Origin of the sequence: Humibacillus xanthopallidus (assembly GCF_044793955.1) — a bacterium.
In the GTDB taxonomy this organism is placed as follows: Bacteria; Actinomycetota; Actinomycetes; order Actinomycetales; family Dermatophilaceae; genus Humibacillus; species Humibacillus xanthopallidus_C.
In genome coordinates this window covers 2359507-2373613 of record NZ_CP084995.1, presented here as the reverse complement: position 1 = coordinate 2373613, position 14107 = coordinate 2359507, and the positions used below count along the sequence as shown (strand labels likewise).

The 14107-nt window shown below is 71.3% G+C and carries 11 protein-coding genes; 4 read left to right on the top strand and 7 right to left on the bottom strand.

What is annotated here, in order from left to right; all coding sequences use genetic code 11:
• Nucleotides 1-197: 197 nt before the first annotated feature.
• The 6 genes from LG278_RS10460 to LG278_RS10435 all read right to left on the bottom strand — a co-directional run bounded on the left by LG278_RS10460 (nucleotide 198) and on the right by LG278_RS10435 (nucleotide 6877).
• Nucleotides 198-2129, bottom strand: a complete 1932-nt coding sequence (locus tag LG278_RS10460) for an ABC transporter ATP-binding protein (protein ID WP_404386828.1) — start codon at nucleotides 2127-2129, stop codon at nucleotides 198-200.
• A 91-nt stretch (nucleotides 2130-2220) separates the two neighbouring features.
• Nucleotides 2221-3012: an enoyl-CoA hydratase/isomerase family protein gene (locus LG278_RS10455; protein WP_404386826.1), complete on the bottom strand. Its 792-nt coding sequence runs from the start codon at nucleotides 3010-3012 to the stop codon at nucleotides 2221-2223.
• 62 nt (nucleotides 3013-3074) lie between these two features.
• Nucleotides 3075-3269: a hypothetical protein gene (locus LG278_RS10450; protein WP_404386824.1), complete on the bottom strand. Its 195-nt coding sequence runs from the start codon at nucleotides 3267-3269 to the stop codon at nucleotides 3075-3077.
• Nucleotides 3270-3360: 91 nt separating this feature from the next.
• Complete coding sequence (locus LG278_RS10445; RefSeq protein ID WP_404386822.1) at nucleotides 3361-3780, bottom strand: type II toxin-antitoxin system VapC family toxin; 420 nt, start codon at nucleotides 3778-3780, stop codon at nucleotides 3361-3363.
• 31 nt (nucleotides 3781-3811) lie between these two features.
• On the bottom strand, nucleotides 3812-5410 hold the full coding sequence (locus LG278_RS10440) for an ABC-F family ATP-binding cassette domain-containing protein (RefSeq protein WP_404386820.1): 1599 nt from the start codon (nucleotides 5408-5410) through the stop codon (nucleotides 3812-3814).
• 345 nt (nucleotides 5411-5755) lie between these two features.
• On the bottom strand, nucleotides 5756-6877 hold the full coding sequence (locus LG278_RS10435) for a MerR family transcriptional regulator (RefSeq protein WP_404386818.1): 1122 nt from the start codon (nucleotides 6875-6877) through the stop codon (nucleotides 5756-5758).
• 81 nt (nucleotides 6878-6958) lie between these two features.
• Here LG278_RS10435 and LG278_RS10430 point away from each other — a divergent pair, with 81 nt between their 5' ends.
• The 4 genes from LG278_RS10430 to LG278_RS10415 all read left to right on the top strand — a co-directional run bounded on the left by LG278_RS10430 (nucleotide 6959) and on the right by LG278_RS10415 (nucleotide 13000).
• On the top strand, nucleotides 6959-9652 hold the full coding sequence (locus tag LG278_RS10430; RefSeq protein WP_404386816.1) for an MGH1-like glycoside hydrolase domain-containing protein: 2694 nt from the start codon (nucleotides 6959-6961) through the stop codon (nucleotides 9650-9652).
• 119 nt (nucleotides 9653-9771) lie between these two features.
• A complete protein-coding gene (locus tag LG278_RS10425) occupies nucleotides 9772-10890 on the top strand; it encodes a lipid II:glycine glycyltransferase FemX (protein WP_404386814.1) in 1119 nt (372 codons plus the stop codon).
• A 3-nt stretch (nucleotides 10891-10893) separates the two neighbouring features.
• Complete coding sequence (locus LG278_RS10420; RefSeq protein WP_404386812.1) at nucleotides 10894-11910, top strand: alanine racemase; 1017 nt, start codon at nucleotides 10894-10896, stop codon at nucleotides 11908-11910.
• Between the two features lie 136 nt (nucleotides 11911-12046).
• Nucleotides 12047-13000 carry a neutral zinc metallopeptidase gene (locus LG278_RS10415; protein WP_404386810.1) on the top strand — a complete coding sequence of 318 codons (954 nt, stop codon included), beginning with the start codon at nucleotides 12047-12049 and terminating at the stop codon, nucleotides 12998-13000.
• 439 nt (nucleotides 13001-13439) lie between these two features.
• Here LG278_RS10415 and LG278_RS10410 read toward each other — a convergent pair whose 3' ends face one another.
• On the bottom strand, nucleotides 13440-14102 hold the full coding sequence (locus LG278_RS10410; RefSeq protein WP_404386808.1) for a Vms1/Ankzf1 family peptidyl-tRNA hydrolase: 663 nt from the start codon (nucleotides 14100-14102) through the stop codon (nucleotides 13440-13442).
• Nucleotides 14103-14107: the final 5 nt, after the last annotated feature.

Below are 14107 nucleotides of genomic sequence, written 5' to 3'. Positions count from 1 at the left end.
CCGCCCCCCGAGCGCAACCCACCTTGTGATCGAAAGAGCGATCTGCGCGCCGCTCGACGTGAGACAGGGTGGCCCTGTGGCCGGGCTCGCCGCGCGGATCGCTCTCTCGATTTTAGGCGTGGGGCCTGCGGGGTGCGCCGCGCGGGATCGCTCTCTCGATCAAGCGCGCGGGACTCGACGTGGTGAGGCCCCGTGGCTCAGACGCGGCCGAGGACGTCGGGGGCGTCCACGGCCTCCTCGAGGTCGTCCGAGTCGCCGGCATGGTCTCGCCGGCCCTCGTCGAACTGGGTGGCGTGCAGGAGCGCATAGAGCCCTCCCGCGGCCAGCAGGTCGGCGTGACGGCCGATCTGCACCACGCGGCCGTGGTCGAGCACGACGATGAGGTCGGCCTGGCGGATCGTCGAGAGCCGGTGCGCGATGACGATCGACGTGCGCCCATGGAGGGCGGCGTCGAGGGCACGCTGCACGGCGACCTCCGACTCGGAGTCGAGGTGGGCGGTGGCCTCGTCGAGCACGACCACGTCAGGCGCCTTGAGGAGCAGCCGTGCAATGGCGAGCCGCTGCTTCTCACCGCCCGAGAGGCGGTGGCCGCGGTCTCCGACGACCGTGTCGAGCCCCTCGGGCAGCTCGTCGACGAGCGAGCTGATCTGGGCCGCGCGCAACGCGGCCTGGATCTCGTCGTCGCTGGCGCCCGGCCGTGCATAGAGCAGGTTGGCGCGGATCGTGTCGTGGAAGAGGTGGGCCTCCTGGGTCACGACCCCGACGCGGTCACGCAGTGACGTGAGCGTCGCGTCGCGCAGGTCGACGCCACCGATGCGCACCGACCCCGACGTCGGGTCGTAGAGCCGCGACACGAGCGAGGTGAGCGTCGTCTTGCCGGCGCCGGACGGGCCGACCAAGGCGACGAGCGCGCCGGCCGGCACCGAGACGGTGATGTCGTGCAGCACGACCCCGCTGCCGCGACGGTCGCCGGAGGCGACCGACTCGAGGGATGCCAGTGACACCTCGTCGGCGGAGGGGTAGCGGAAGCCGACGTGGTCGAGCTCGACATCGAGCGAACCCGCGGGCAGCTCGATCGCGTCGGCCTTCTCGGTGACGAGCGGCTCGAGGTCGAGCACCTCGAAGACCCGCTCGAAGGAGATGAGCGCGGTCATGATGTCGACCCGCACGTTGGAGAGCGAGGTGAGCGGACCGTAGAGCCGCGCGAGCAGCGCCGAGAGGGCCAGCAGGGTGCCGACAGAGAGCGTGCCGTTGACGGCCATGATGCCGCCGAAGCCGTAGACCATCGCGGTCGCGAGCGCGGCGACGAGAGTCAGCGCGGCCATGAAGATCGTGCGGTTGAAGGCGATCTGCACGCCGATGTCGCGCACCCGCCCCGCGCGCTCGGCATACTCCTGCTGCTCGCGCACGGGCGAGCCGAAGAGCTTGACGAGCAGGGCCCCCGCGACGTTGAAGCGCTCGGTCATGCGCGTGCCCATGTCGGCGTTGAGATTCATCTGGCGGTGTGCGAGCTCGGCGAGGCGCTTGCCCATGAGCTTGGCCGGGATGAGGAAGAGCGGCACCAGCAGGAGCGAGCCGAGCGTCAACTGCCACGACAGGGCGAGCATCGCGCCGACGACGAGCACCACGGAGACGATGTTGGAGACGACGTTGGACAGCACCGAGGTGAAGGCCTGCTGCGCACCGACGACGTCGCTGTTGAGGCGGGAGACGAGCGAGCCGGTCTGGGCGCGGGTGAAGAAGGCGATCGGCTGGCGCAGCACGTGCGCGAAGACCTGGGTGCGCAGGTCGTTGATGAGCCCCTCACCGATGCGTGAGGAGTACCACCGGGAGACGACCGTCAGGACGGCGTCGAGCACGGCGATGAGCGCCACGATGAGCGAGAGCCGGATGACGACGGAGGAGTCCTGGGGGATGACGCCCTCGTCGACGAGGCTCTTGAGCAGCAGCGGCACCGTGACGACGAGGATCGAGTCGAGCACCACGACGAGGAGGAAGGCGATGATCGCCCGGCGGTAGGGGGCGGCATACGTCAGGACGCGTCGACGCGTGCCCGGCGAGAGCCGGCGCTCGGCGACCGACGAGTCCCGCGACATCGAACGCATCGCCATCCATGGCTGCATGCCCATCCACCGACCTCCTGTCCTCCCCCGATCCAACCGCGAGGTGGTGACAGCGATTCCCCCGGGGCGCCTCAGGCGTCCCGGGGGCGGGCCTCGCTCAGCTCGGGGCGCCGCCCAGCAGGGCGCGGAGCAGCCCGCCCTGCGCCTCCCGCTCGGCGGCGAGCTGGGTGTCGCGGTCGGACACGACGGCCGACCGGAGCAGCGGCTTGAGGGCCCGCACCGCCGCGTCGGGGGCCGTCAGCACGTGCTGCACCAGCGAGAAGGTCGCCTCGTCGAGGTCGGCGGCCGGCGCGATCGCGTTGACCAGACCCATGGCGTGCGCCTCCGGCGCGCTGACCCGCCTGCCCGTGGCGCAGATCTCCAGCGCGCGGGCGTAGCCGACGAGATGCACGAGAGGTCCGGTGCCGCCGAGGTCAGGCACCAGCCCGAGGCTCGTCTCGCGCATGGCGAACCACGCGTCGAGCGAGGCCACCCGCAGGTCGGCCGCCAGGGCCAGCTGGAAGCCGGCCCCGATGGCGTAGCCGTGCACCTGGGCAACGACGAGCGCCGAGCACTCGCCCCACGCCGTGAACCCCTCCTGGTATGCCGCGATGGCCCGGTGCATCCCCTCGGACCCCTGGGCGGCCACCTCGCCCATGCTCACCTCGCCCTCGATGCCCGTCGGGCTGAACATCGCCGTGTCGATGCCCGCGGAGAAGGCATCGCCCTCGCCGCGCAGGACCACGACGCGCACCTCGTCGGGCAGGGTGCGTGCCTCCTCGGCGAGCGCGCGCCAGAGCGAGGGCGTCTGGGCGTTGCGCTTGTCGGGCCGGTCGAGGGTGACGACACGCACCGGGCCGTCGGTCTGGATCCGCAGGTGAGGGTGCGGGTGGCTCGCGTCGGTCGTCATGGCTCGCAGGCTACCCGCGGCCGACGACCTCGCCAGGGCGCGCGGCGCCGAGGTGGGTCAGCTCACGCTGCCACGGCGACGCGTACGGGCGGCACGACCCGCAGCACGCCCCACCCGGTCACCGACGCGGGCTGCACCAGCTCGACCCGGAAGACGCGGGCACAGTCCAGGCACGACCACGCGGCGGTGGGATCGGGGAACGGCGTCACGTCATCGCCCGTGCAGAACGGGCAGGTGAGGTGGTGGTCGGTGGGCATGCACCTCAGTGTGCTCAGGGAAGCCGCCAGATACAATAACCGTCCATTATGTGACCCAAACTGTTTGCTTATGCTTCAGGGGGCACCACGCTCAGAGCAACACGTCGATGTCCGCCACCGTGACCAAGCCCGCAGCGGCCGTGGCGATCTCGGGGTCGAGCGTGACGAGGACATCGGCCTGCAGCTGCGTGAGCGCGACGTACTCCGCGTCGAACGTGTCGGACCAGCCGAGCTGCTCGGCCACCGTCCAGGCGTGGCGCTGCAGCACCCGGTCGCCCAGCAGCCTGACGCGCAGGGCGCGGAGGTGGTCGAGCTGCCGGTCCGCGTCACGACGCGTGAGCTCGCCCCGCAGCGTCGCGCCGTAGAGCAGCGCGAGCACCTGCGAGCGCAGCAGGGTGGGCGCGACCAGGCTGTGACCCTCCCGGAGCAGCACCTCACCGGCGGCGAGGCGTAGCGCCACGTCCGGCATGATGACGAAGCGCGTCGCGGATGCCTGCTCACCGGTGGTCATGACCTCAGTGTCGCGCGGTCACGTCCGCCCGTCAGGCCAGTGAGATGAGGTCCATGTAGTCCGGGCCCCAGAGGTCCTCGACGCCGTCAGGGAGCAGCAGGATGCGCTCGGGCTCGAGCGCCTCGACGGCGCCCTCGTCGTGCGTCACGAGCACGACCGCGCCCTCGAAGGTCGACAGGGCCCCGAGGATCTCGGCCCGCGAGGCGGGGTCGAGGTTGTTGGTCGGCTCGTCGAGCAGCAGCACGTTGGCGGCGGAGACGACGAGGAGCGCGAGCGAGAGCCGGGTCTTCTCCCCACCGGAAAGCACCCCGGAGGGCTTGTGCACGTCGTCACCGGAGAAGAGGAAGGAGCCGAGCACCTTGCGCACCTCGGTCTCGCCGAGCTCCGGCGCGGCCGACTTCATGTTCTCGAGGACGGTGCGGCTGACGTCGAGGTTCTCGTGCTCCTGGGCGTAATAGCCGAGCCGCAGCCCGTGGCCGGGCTCGACCTCGCCCGTGTCGGGGGCGTCGACTCCGGCGAGCATCCGTAGCAGGGTCGTCTTGCCTGCACCGTTGAGGCCGAGCACGACGACCTTGGACCCGCGGTCGATGGCGAGGTCGACGTCGGTGAAGACTTCGAGCGAGCCGTAGGACCGGGAGAGCCCCGATGCCCGCAGCGGCGTCTTGCCACAGGCCGCCGGCTTCGGGAAGCGCAGCTTGGCCACCTTGTCGGTCTGGCGCTCGCCCTCCACGCCTGCGAGGAGACGCTCGGCGCGCTTGGCCATGTTCTGGGCCGCCGTGGCCTTCGTCGCCTTGGCGCGCATCTTGTCGGCCTGCGCCATGAGGGCACCGGCCTTCTTCGTCGCGTTGGCGAGCTCGCGCTTGCGCCGCTTCTCGTCGGTCTCGCGGGCCTGGAGGTAGGTCTTCCAGTTGACGTTGTAGACGTCGAGGGCCGAGCGGTTCGCGTCGAGGTGGTAGACCTTGTTGACGACGGCATCGAGCATCTCGGCGTCGTGGCTGATGATGATGAGCCCGCCCTTGTAGGCGCGCAGATACTCCCTCAGCCAGACGATCGAGTCGGCGTCGAGGTGGTTGGTCGGCTCGTCGAGCAGCAGGGTCTCGTTGCCCGAGAAGAGGATCCGCGACAGCTCGACACGGCGGCGCTGACCTCCCGAGAGGGTGCCGAGCGGCTGGCCGAGGATGCGCTCCTCGAGGTTGAGGGCGCTGGCGATCGACGCGGCCTCGGACTCGGCGGCATACCCACCCTGGGCCTCGAACTCCAGCTCGAGGCGGGTGTAGCGGCGCATCGCCTTGTCGCGCACCCTCTCGTCGTCGCTGCCCATGCTCGCCTCGGCCTCGGAGCGCTGCCGCACGATGGCGTCGAGTCCGCGGGCCGACAGGATGCGGTCGCGGGCGAGCATCTCGAGGTCGCCGGTGCGTGGGTCCTGCGGCAGGTAGCCGACGGCGCCGGTGCGGGTCACCGTGCCGGCGGCGGGCTGGCCCTCGCCGGCGAGCACCTTGGTCAGGGTCGTCTTGCCCGCTCCGTTGCGCCCGACGAGACCGATGCGGTCGCCCGCATCGATCCGGAAGCTGGCGTCCTCGACGAGCAGGCGCGCCCCAGCGCGCAGCTCGATCCCGGTGGCGACGATCACGGCAGTTCCTCTCTGGTGCCGCACTACGTCAGCGGCCGAATGACCTCTCCATTCTGCCAGCGCCCGAGGGGTGCTCTCGACGCGTTATCCCTGCGGCGGCCTCGTGGCACGCCGCACACCCGCAGGTCCTCGTCGTGTGCATCGTGCCGACGTTGCGCTGCGTGCCGGGCTCCCACAGGGGCTCGGGAATGCCGCCGGGCGAGGTCGCCGTCGGCAGCAGCGTCGGTGTGGGGTCGGGGTCCGCCGTCCCGGCACGGCAGCACTGGCACGGCGTGTAGCCGCCGTTGCCGGACTCGTGCCACGCCTGCTGGTGGCCGCAGCCGCGGCACAGGTGCACGAGAACGCTCACGGGCGGGGACCGTCCGGGGCGACGGGCATGAGGACGGAGAAGCCGGCGCCGTCACCCCGGATCGCCAGCGGCCGGTGCGGTCCGTCGAGGACGAGGGTGGGCCGGACACCAGCGACGGTGAGCGCCTCGTGGAGGAACTCCGGGTCGACGAAGAGGTCGGCGGCGTCGTCGGCGCCCGCGCCGTCCTGCACTGCCACGTGGACGGAGCCGTCGCGCACGACGAGACCGACCGTCTGCCTCTCCACCGGGAGGCGCGCCTGCAGGCCAGCCGCGTCGACCGCCTCCCGACCCGCGTCGGCCGTCACGATCCCCCGGTAGTCGGGGAACGAGCCCGGGAGCACCGGCGTCGCGACCAGGTCACCGTCGACGGTCGCACCCACCCGACCCGGCCGCAGCTCGAGCTCGACGACCGAGTCGGCGCCGACGGCGGCGCACGCGCCCGTGACCCGGTCGGCCCAGCCGAGCGGGACGACCGCGGTCACCGGTTCGTCAGGCGGGGCAGCGGGCGGGTCGACGACGGGAGCCCATCCGACGGCGAGGCGGTAGCGGTCGGTGGCGACGCACCGCACCTCATCGCCGCACACCTCCACGAGGATCCCCGTCAGCACTCCAAGGTCAACCCCGTCGGGGGCGCCCGCGACCGGCTCCCCCGGCGCCACGGCGAACCGGACCGACGCGAGCGCCGAGGCGAGGCCTCCGGCGCGGACCGCGACCCGGCAGGCCTCCGGCACGACGAGGTCGCGCTCGGCGAGGAGGGCCAGGGTGCTCCCGATCTCGCGCCGCGCGTCCGCCAGCCCGTCGACGAGGCGCTGCTCGTGGGCCGTGACGACGTCCGCCGCGGCGCCGGACGCCCCCCGCGCGTCCTCGTCGAGCACGAGCGCGACCTCGGCGAGCGGCATACCGACCCGGCGCAGCGATGCGAGGAGACGCGCGGCGCGGACCTGCGCGACGGCATACCTCCGGTAGCCCGTCAGGGCGTCGACGTCGGCCGGCACGAGCACGCCCTCCCGGTCGTAGAAGCGCAGGGCGCTGGCGCTGAGGCCGCTGCGACGCGCGACCTCGCCGATGGTCAGGAGGCGGTCGTGGTCGTGGGCGAAGGACACGGGCACGGCGGGCACGACGAGAAGACTGGGCCCTCGACCCGGTCGAAGGTCAAGACCCGTAACCGCGGCGACACACGGATGCAGCACCATGTGCCCATGAACAGCCCACTGCCACCCGGCGAACCGCAGGGTGCCGAGCACGCCCGGCTGATGGAGTCAGCCGGAGCCGACGCCCCGTGGCGTCTCTGGGGTCCCTATTTGTCGGGTCGGCAGTGGGGCACGGTGCGCGAGGACTACTCGGCCAGCGGCAACGCGTGGTCGGCCTTCCCCTTCGACCACGCCGTGTCGCGCGCCTACCGCTGGGGCGAGGACGGTCTCGGCGGCATCAGCGACCGCTTCGGCTTCCTCAACGTCGCCGTCGCGCTGTGGAACGGCAAGGACCCCATCCTCAAGGAGCGCCTCTTCGGCCTCACCAACGAGGAGGGCAACCACGGCGAGGACGCCAAGGAGTACTGGTGGGCGATCGACGGCACGCCGACGCACTCGTGGATGCAGTGGCTCTACCGCTACCCCCAGCAGGAGTTCCCCTACGAGCAGCTGCGCCGCGAGAACCGTGAGCGCACCCGTGACGAGCGCGAGTTCGAGCTCGGCGACACCGGCATCCTCGACGAGCACGAGTTCTTCGACGTCATGATGACCTACGCCAAGGCGGGGCCCGACGACGTGTGCCTCCGCATCACCGCCACCAACCACGGTCCCGAAGCGGCGCCGCTCCACGTGCTCCCGACGATCTGGCTGCGCAACACGTGGTCGTGGGGACTCGACGACCGCGTCACCGAGCTGCACGAGATCCGGCGCAACGGCCGGCCGCCGCGCGGCTTCCGCGCGGCCGAGGTGTCGCACGGCTTCCTCGGCCGTTACGTCGTCGCCGCCGCCGGCTCGCCCACGGCGCTCTTCTGCGACAACGAGACCAACGCCAAGCACCTCTTCGGCGAGCAGGCCCTGGCCAACCAGTCGCTCTATCCCAAGGACGCCATCAACCAGCGCGTCGTCCACGGCCGCGCCAAGGCGGTCAACCCCTCGGGCTACGGCTCGAAGTGCGCCTTCTGGTATCGATTCGACTCTGTCGCCCCCGGCGAGACGGTGACGGTCGACCTGCGCCTCGCGACGCGCGACCCGAGCATCGACTGGTTCGGCGAGGACTTCGACGCCGTCCTGGGCTCCCGCCGGACGGAGGCCGACGAGTTCTACGGCCATGTCATCCACCCCTCGCTGAGCGAGCCTGACCGCCACGTCGCACGGCGGGCGTATGCCGGCCTGCTCTGGGGCAAGCAGCTCTACCGTTACGACGTGGCCCGGTGGATGGAGGGCGACCCCGCCGCCCCGCCGCCGCCCGCCGCCCGCCTCAAGGGCCGCAACGAGCACTGGAAGCACCTCGCGCTCGCCGACGTCATCTCGATGCCCGACGAGTGGGAGTACCCGTGGTTCGCCGCGTGGGACCTCGCCTTCCACACGATCCCGCTGGCGCACGTCGACCCGGAGTTCGCCAAGGAGCAGCTCGTCCTCATGTGCCGGGAGTGGGCGATGCACCCCAACGGCCAGCTGCCCGCCTACGAGTGGGAGTTCGGCGACGTCAACCCTCCGGTGCACGCCTGGGCGGCCTGGCACGTTTACCGCATCGACGGCTACCGCGACCGCCAGTTCCTCACTCGCGTCTTCACCAAGCTGCTCCTCAACTTCGCGTGGTGGGTCAACCGCAAGGACGCCAACGGCTCCAACCTCTTCGAGGGCGGCTTCCTCGGGATGGACAACATCGGGCTGTTCAACCGCTCCGCTCCCCTGCCGCCGGGCTTCCGGCTCGAGCAGAGCGACGCGACGAGCTGGATGGCCTTCTACTGCCAGCAGATGCTCAAGATCGCGCTCGAGCTGGCCCGCACCGACAAGGCGTGGGACGACGTCGCCACGAAGTTCCTCGAGCACTTCCTCTCGATCGCCCAGGCGATGCGCCACTTCGGCTCCAGCGACAAGAGCCTGTGGCACGAGGAGGACGGCTTCTACTACGACGTCCTCGTGCAGCCCGACGGCACCGCGCCGCACATGCGGGTGCGCTCGATGGTGGGCCTGCTCCCGATCCTCGGCGCGACCGAGGTGCCCCCGTGGGTCGTCGACGAGTGCCCCGACGTCACGCGCAACTTCGAGTGGCTGCAAGAGCGGCGCCCCGACCTCGTCAAGCCGATGCTGCGCCGCGACGACGGCAAGATGCTGCTCACCCTCGTGCCGCCGAAGCGGCTGCGGCGCATCCTCGAGCGGATGTTCGACAGCGACGAGTTCCTCTCGCCCTTCGGCATCCGCTCGCTCTCGGCGGCCACCCGGGAGGCCGTGACCGCTACCGTCGGCAACGAGACGGTGTCGATCGAGTACGAGCCCGGCGAGTCGCGCACCGGCATGTTCGGCGGCAACTCCAACTGGCGCGGCCCGGTGTGGTTCCCCGTCAACGTGCTGCTCGCCGACAAGCTGCGCACCTACGGGCGATACTTCGGCGACTCGTTCACGATCGAGCTGCCGACGGGGTCGGGCAACTGGGGCACGCTCGAGGACGCCGCCGACCTCATCGACGGCGGCCTGACGGCGCTCTTCCGCCCCATCGACGGCCGGCGCCCGTCCGACGGCAAGCGCATCGAGGCCTCCGCGGACCCGCTGTGGAGCGAGCACCCGACCTTCTCGGAGTACTTCGACGGAGACACGGGTGAGGGACTCGGCGCCACGCACCAGACGGGCTGGACCGCCCTCGTCTCGCACCTGCTCAACCCCCGGCTGCCCCCCGACCCGCGCACGATGGGCTGGGGCTGAGCCACCCGGCATACCGGCTGGGGTGGCCGTTGCCGTGAGGCCGGCGCGGGGCTGCGGTATGCCGCCGGGCGGGGCGAGGTGTGCGGCGGCGCGGTCGCGCTCGGGTAGCGTGAGCGACCGTGAACGCCCCCATCACCGTCCGTGACATCTCCGCGGAGGAGCACCTCGCCTGGCTGCGCACGCAGCCGTGGGCGAGCTTCCTGCAGACCCCGGCGTGGGGCGAGGTGAAGCGCGACTGGCGGCACGAGTCGGTGGGCTGGTTCGAGGGCGGACGGATGGTCGGCGCGGCGCTCGTGCTGCACCGGTCGCTCCCACGGGTCAAGCGGTCGCTCGCCTACGTGCCCGAGGGGCCGTGCATCGACTGGGGGTCGCCGCGCCTCGTCGAGCTGCTGCGCGCCCTGCGCGACCACCTCAAGGCCAAGGGCGCCTTCGCGCTGCGGCTGGGCCCGCCCGTCGCGACGCACCGCTGGGACGCGGCCACGATCAAGGAGGCCATCGCCGATGACGCGGTGCGACGCTACGACGACGCGCGTCCCAGCACCTCCGACACCGTGGGGCTCTCCGTCGTCGACACGCTGGGGCGGCTGGGCTTCCGACACCTCTCCGCCGACGACGGCTTCACGGCCGGGCAGCCGGAGTACGTCTTCCAGGTGCCGCTCGCGGGCCGCAGCGAGGCCGACCTGCTCGCGGGCATGAACCAGCTGTGGCGCCGGAACATCAAGAAGACCGAACGCAACGGCGTGCAGGTGCGCGTCGGTGACGCGAGCGACATCGCGGCCTTCCACCGCGTCTACGTCGAGACCGCCGAGCGCGACCGCTTCACGCCGCGCGGACGCGAGTACTTCGAGCACATGTATGCCGTGATGTCGGCCGAGGACCCCGAGCGGATCCGCGTCTATCTCGCCGAGCACGAGGGCGACGTGCTGGCTGCGACGATCTGGATCCGCGTCGGCGAGCACGCCTGGTACTCCTACGGCGCGTCGACCGCGGCCAAGCGCGAGCTGCAGGGCTCGACCGCCATCCAGTGGCGGATGATGCGCGAGTCGCTCGCGGCCGGCGCCGCCGTCTACGACCTGCGCGGCATCACCAACACCGTGGCGACCGACAACCCGCACATCGGGCTGATCCGCTTCAAGGTCGGCACCGGTGGTGAGGCCGTGCGACTCGCGGGCGAGTGGGACCTCCCGCTCAATCGCTTGCTCTACAAGGCTTTTGACCTCTACATGAAGCGGCGGTGACCTGTGTCCTTCGTGCTGCACGTCGACGGTGAGCGCTGGCGCTCCTCGCACGACCGGTTCGTCGCCGACCACCCCGGAGTCGTGCCGGTCATCAAGGGCAACGGCTACGGCTTCGGTCGCGACCTGCTGTGCCGCGAGGCTGCGCGGCTCGGCGTGCCGATGGTCGCGGTCGGCACCTATGCCGAGCTGCCCACGGCCCTCGGCGCCTTCGGGCAGGACGTGCTCGTCATGGAGCCCTTCCGCGCTGCCGTGCACGCCGGGCTGCCGGACCTTGCGAGCACCAGGGTCGTCCACACCGTGACGACCCGCCCCGACCTCGAGGCACTGCGCGCCGAGTCGCCGGGCGCCCGCGTCGTCGTCGAGGCGCTCACGTCGATGAACCGTTTCGGTGCGGCGGTGGCGGAGGTCGGCGCTCTCGTGGCCGACGCCGACGCCGAGGCGGTGACGCTGCACCTGCCGCTCGGCACGGGCCACGTCGAGGAGATCAGCCGCTTCGTCTCGGCGGTGCCCGAGGTGCGGCGCTGGTTCGTCTCCCACGTGTCGGCGACGGAGCTCGAGACCCTGGCCGCACGGCATACCGGCGTGGAGCTGCTGCCCCGCATCGGCACGGACCTCTGGTACGCCGACCCCGCCTCCTACGAGGTGCGCGCGCACGTGCTCGACGTGCGGCCCGTCGCCAAGGGCACGCGGGTGGGCTACCGGCAGCGCCCGGTCGGCGCGGGTCACCTCGTCGTCGTCAGCGGCGGCACGTCGCACGGCGTCGCGATGGAGAGCCCGTCGTCGGCCGCGACGGCACGCACGCGAGCGATCGCCGTCGCCGAGGGCGTGCTCGAGGCGGCCCACCGGGTGCGCTCGCCCTTCACGGTCTCGGGCACGATGCCGCGCTTCGCCGAGCCGCCCCACATGCAGTGCAGCCTGCTCGCGCTGCCTGACGGCGTCGCTCCCCCGCAGGTCGGCGACGAGGTGCCGGTGCGGATGCGCCTGACGACGACCACCCCGGACGCCGTCATCGTCACCTGACCGTTGCGCCGCGCGCGAACCGAAGCCGGACCGGGTACAGGTAGCCGTGGCAACATACGGCTACGGGTCCCCCGCGCACTAGGGTGATCCCGACCGGATCGGGGCGACCCCCGGTCCCCAGCACGAGGAGCGGTCCATGAGCTTCAACGACAGCGCCCAGCTCGACACCTCACAGGTGGAGTCCGGCGGCAGCAGGGGCGGCGGCGGTGGCGGTGGCTTTCCCGGCGGCATCCAGGTCGGCGGTGGCATCGGCGGGCTCATCCTGCTCATCCTCACCCTGATCTTCGGCGGCAACGTGCTCGGCGGCGGTGACTCCGGCGGCTCGAGCTCGGGAGGTCTGCCCTCCCAGCAACTGCAGAGCGACCAGGTCTCCGCGGCCGGTCAGGTGCCCGACGCGTCGATCGCCGCGTGCAAGACCGGTGCCGACGCCAACCGCAACGACGTGTGCCTCGTCGTGGCGACCGTCAACAGCGTGCAGGACTACTGGACCAAGCAGCTGCCGAAGTACCAGATGAACTACGAGCCCGCCAAGACGGTCATCTACCAGGGCCAGACCTCCTCGGGCTGCGGCACGGCCAACTCGCAGGTCGGCCCCTTCTACTGCCCGCTCGACTCAAAGGTCTACGTCGACGCCAGCTTCTTCCAGGAGCTCCAGAGCAAGTTCGGCGCCGACGGCGGCCAGCTCGCCAAGGAGTACGTCATCGCGCACGAGTACGGCCACCACATCCAGAACCTCCTCGGCATCCTGAACCGCGCCCAGCAGGACCCGCAGGGCCCCAACTCCGGCGCCGTGCGCATCGAGCTGATGGCCGACTGCCTCGCCGGCACGTGGGTCAAGCACGCCACCGAGACGACCGACGCCAACGGCACGCCGCTGCTCAACGAGATCACCGAGGAGGACATCAAGTCCGGCCTCTCGGCGGCCTCGGCCGTCGGTGACGACCGCATCCAGGAGAAGATGCAGGGCCGCGTGACCCCGGAGAACTGGACCCACGGCTCGGCCGAGGCCCGGATGAAGTGGTTCACGCAGGGCTACCGCACCGGCGACATCAACCAGTGCAACACCTTCGGGGTCCAGACCGTCAGCTGAGGCCCCAGACTTCCCCGTCGAGTGGGCACTTTCCATCCCCTCCCCCGTCGAGTGGGCACTTTCCATCCCCTCCCCCGTCGAGTGGGCACTTTCCATCGCCTCCCCCGTCGAGTGGGCACTTTCCATCCCCTCCCCCGTCGAGTGGGCACTTTCCATCCCCTCCCCCGTCGAGTGGGCACTTTCCATCGACTTCCGGGCGATGGAAAGTGCCCACTCGACATTGGGGGCCCGGTGGGAAGTGCCCACTCGACATTGGGGGCCCGGTGGGAAGTGCCCACTCGACATTGGGGGCCCGGTGGGAAGTGCCCACTCGACATTGGGGGCCGGTGGGAAGTGCCCACTCGACATTGAGCGCCGGTGGAAAGTGCCCACTCGACATTGAGCGCCGGTGGAAAGTGCCCACTCGACATTGAGCGCCGGTGGAAAGTGCCCACTCGACTCAGTTGGGGGTGGCTGCCTCGGTGAGGGCGATGCGCACCGCGCGGCCACGGCGCAGGGCGGTCTCGAGCACGTCCCGCTTGGGGTCGGGCAGGTCGTAGAACTCGCGCACGGGCAGGCCGGCCAGAGCGCGCAACGCGGACGCCTCGAGCACCTCACGCACCAGCGTGCGGTCTCCCCCGACGACCAGGCCCCGAGGTATGCCGTGTGGGCGGCTGTGACCGGGGGGTACACGGGGGGCGGAGCCCCTCGTGGGTGGTGACTCGTCGTCCCCGAGGAGGATGCGCCGCGCGTGACCGACGACGGCGTCGACCAGCGCATCGGCCTGGTTGCCCCGGCGACGCGCGAAGCGTTGCTGCGACCAGCCTCCGGCCGCCGTGCGCGACTGCACGTGGCGGGTGCCCACCTTGGAGGCGGAGAACGTGCCCCCGGAGGCCAGGCCGACGGCATACCCCCCGCGTCGCACCAGCACGACACCGAGCGGGTCGTGGGCGAAGGGCGTTGCCACGACAGAGGATCCGTCGGCAGCGTGCGCGGACACGACGACGCCACCGGGAGTGCTCTCCTCGGTGGCGTCGGTGTGACCGTGTCGCTCGGCGAAGCCGGCGAGCCAGCGGTCGAGTCGCTCCGGCGCGACCTCGATGACGCGGGTCGGTGACGTCATCGGCG

What these genes read in the sequence shown, in the direction of transcription:
- LG278_RS10450 (WP_404386824.1), bottom strand. Translation starts at nt 3,269, where the DNA reads ATGCCCACCGACCACCACCTCACCTGCCCGTTCTGCACGGGCGATGAC.
- LG278_RS10455 (WP_404386826.1), bottom strand. Translation starts at nt 3,012, where the DNA reads ATGACGACCGACGCGAGCCACCCGCACCCTCACCTGCGGATCCAGACC.
- LG278_RS10415 (WP_404386810.1), top strand. Translation starts at nt 12,047, where the DNA reads ATGAGCTTCAACGACAGCGCCCAGCTCGACACCTCACAGGTGGAGTCC.
- LG278_RS10460 (WP_404386828.1), bottom strand. Translation starts at nt 2,129, where the DNA reads ATGGGCATGCAGCCATGGATGGCGATGCGTTCGATGTCGCGGGACTCG.
- LG278_RS10410 (WP_404386808.1), bottom strand. Translation starts at nt 14,102, where the DNA reads ATGACGTCACCGACCCGCGTCATCGAGGTCGCGCCGGAGCGACTCGAC.
- LG278_RS10445 (WP_404386822.1), bottom strand. Translation starts at nt 3,780, where the DNA reads ATGACCACCGGTGAGCAGGCATCCGCGACGCGCTTCGTCATCATGCCG.
- LG278_RS10430 (WP_404386816.1), top strand. Translation starts at nt 6,959, where the DNA reads ATGAACAGCCCACTGCCACCCGGCGAACCGCAGGGTGCCGAGCACGCC.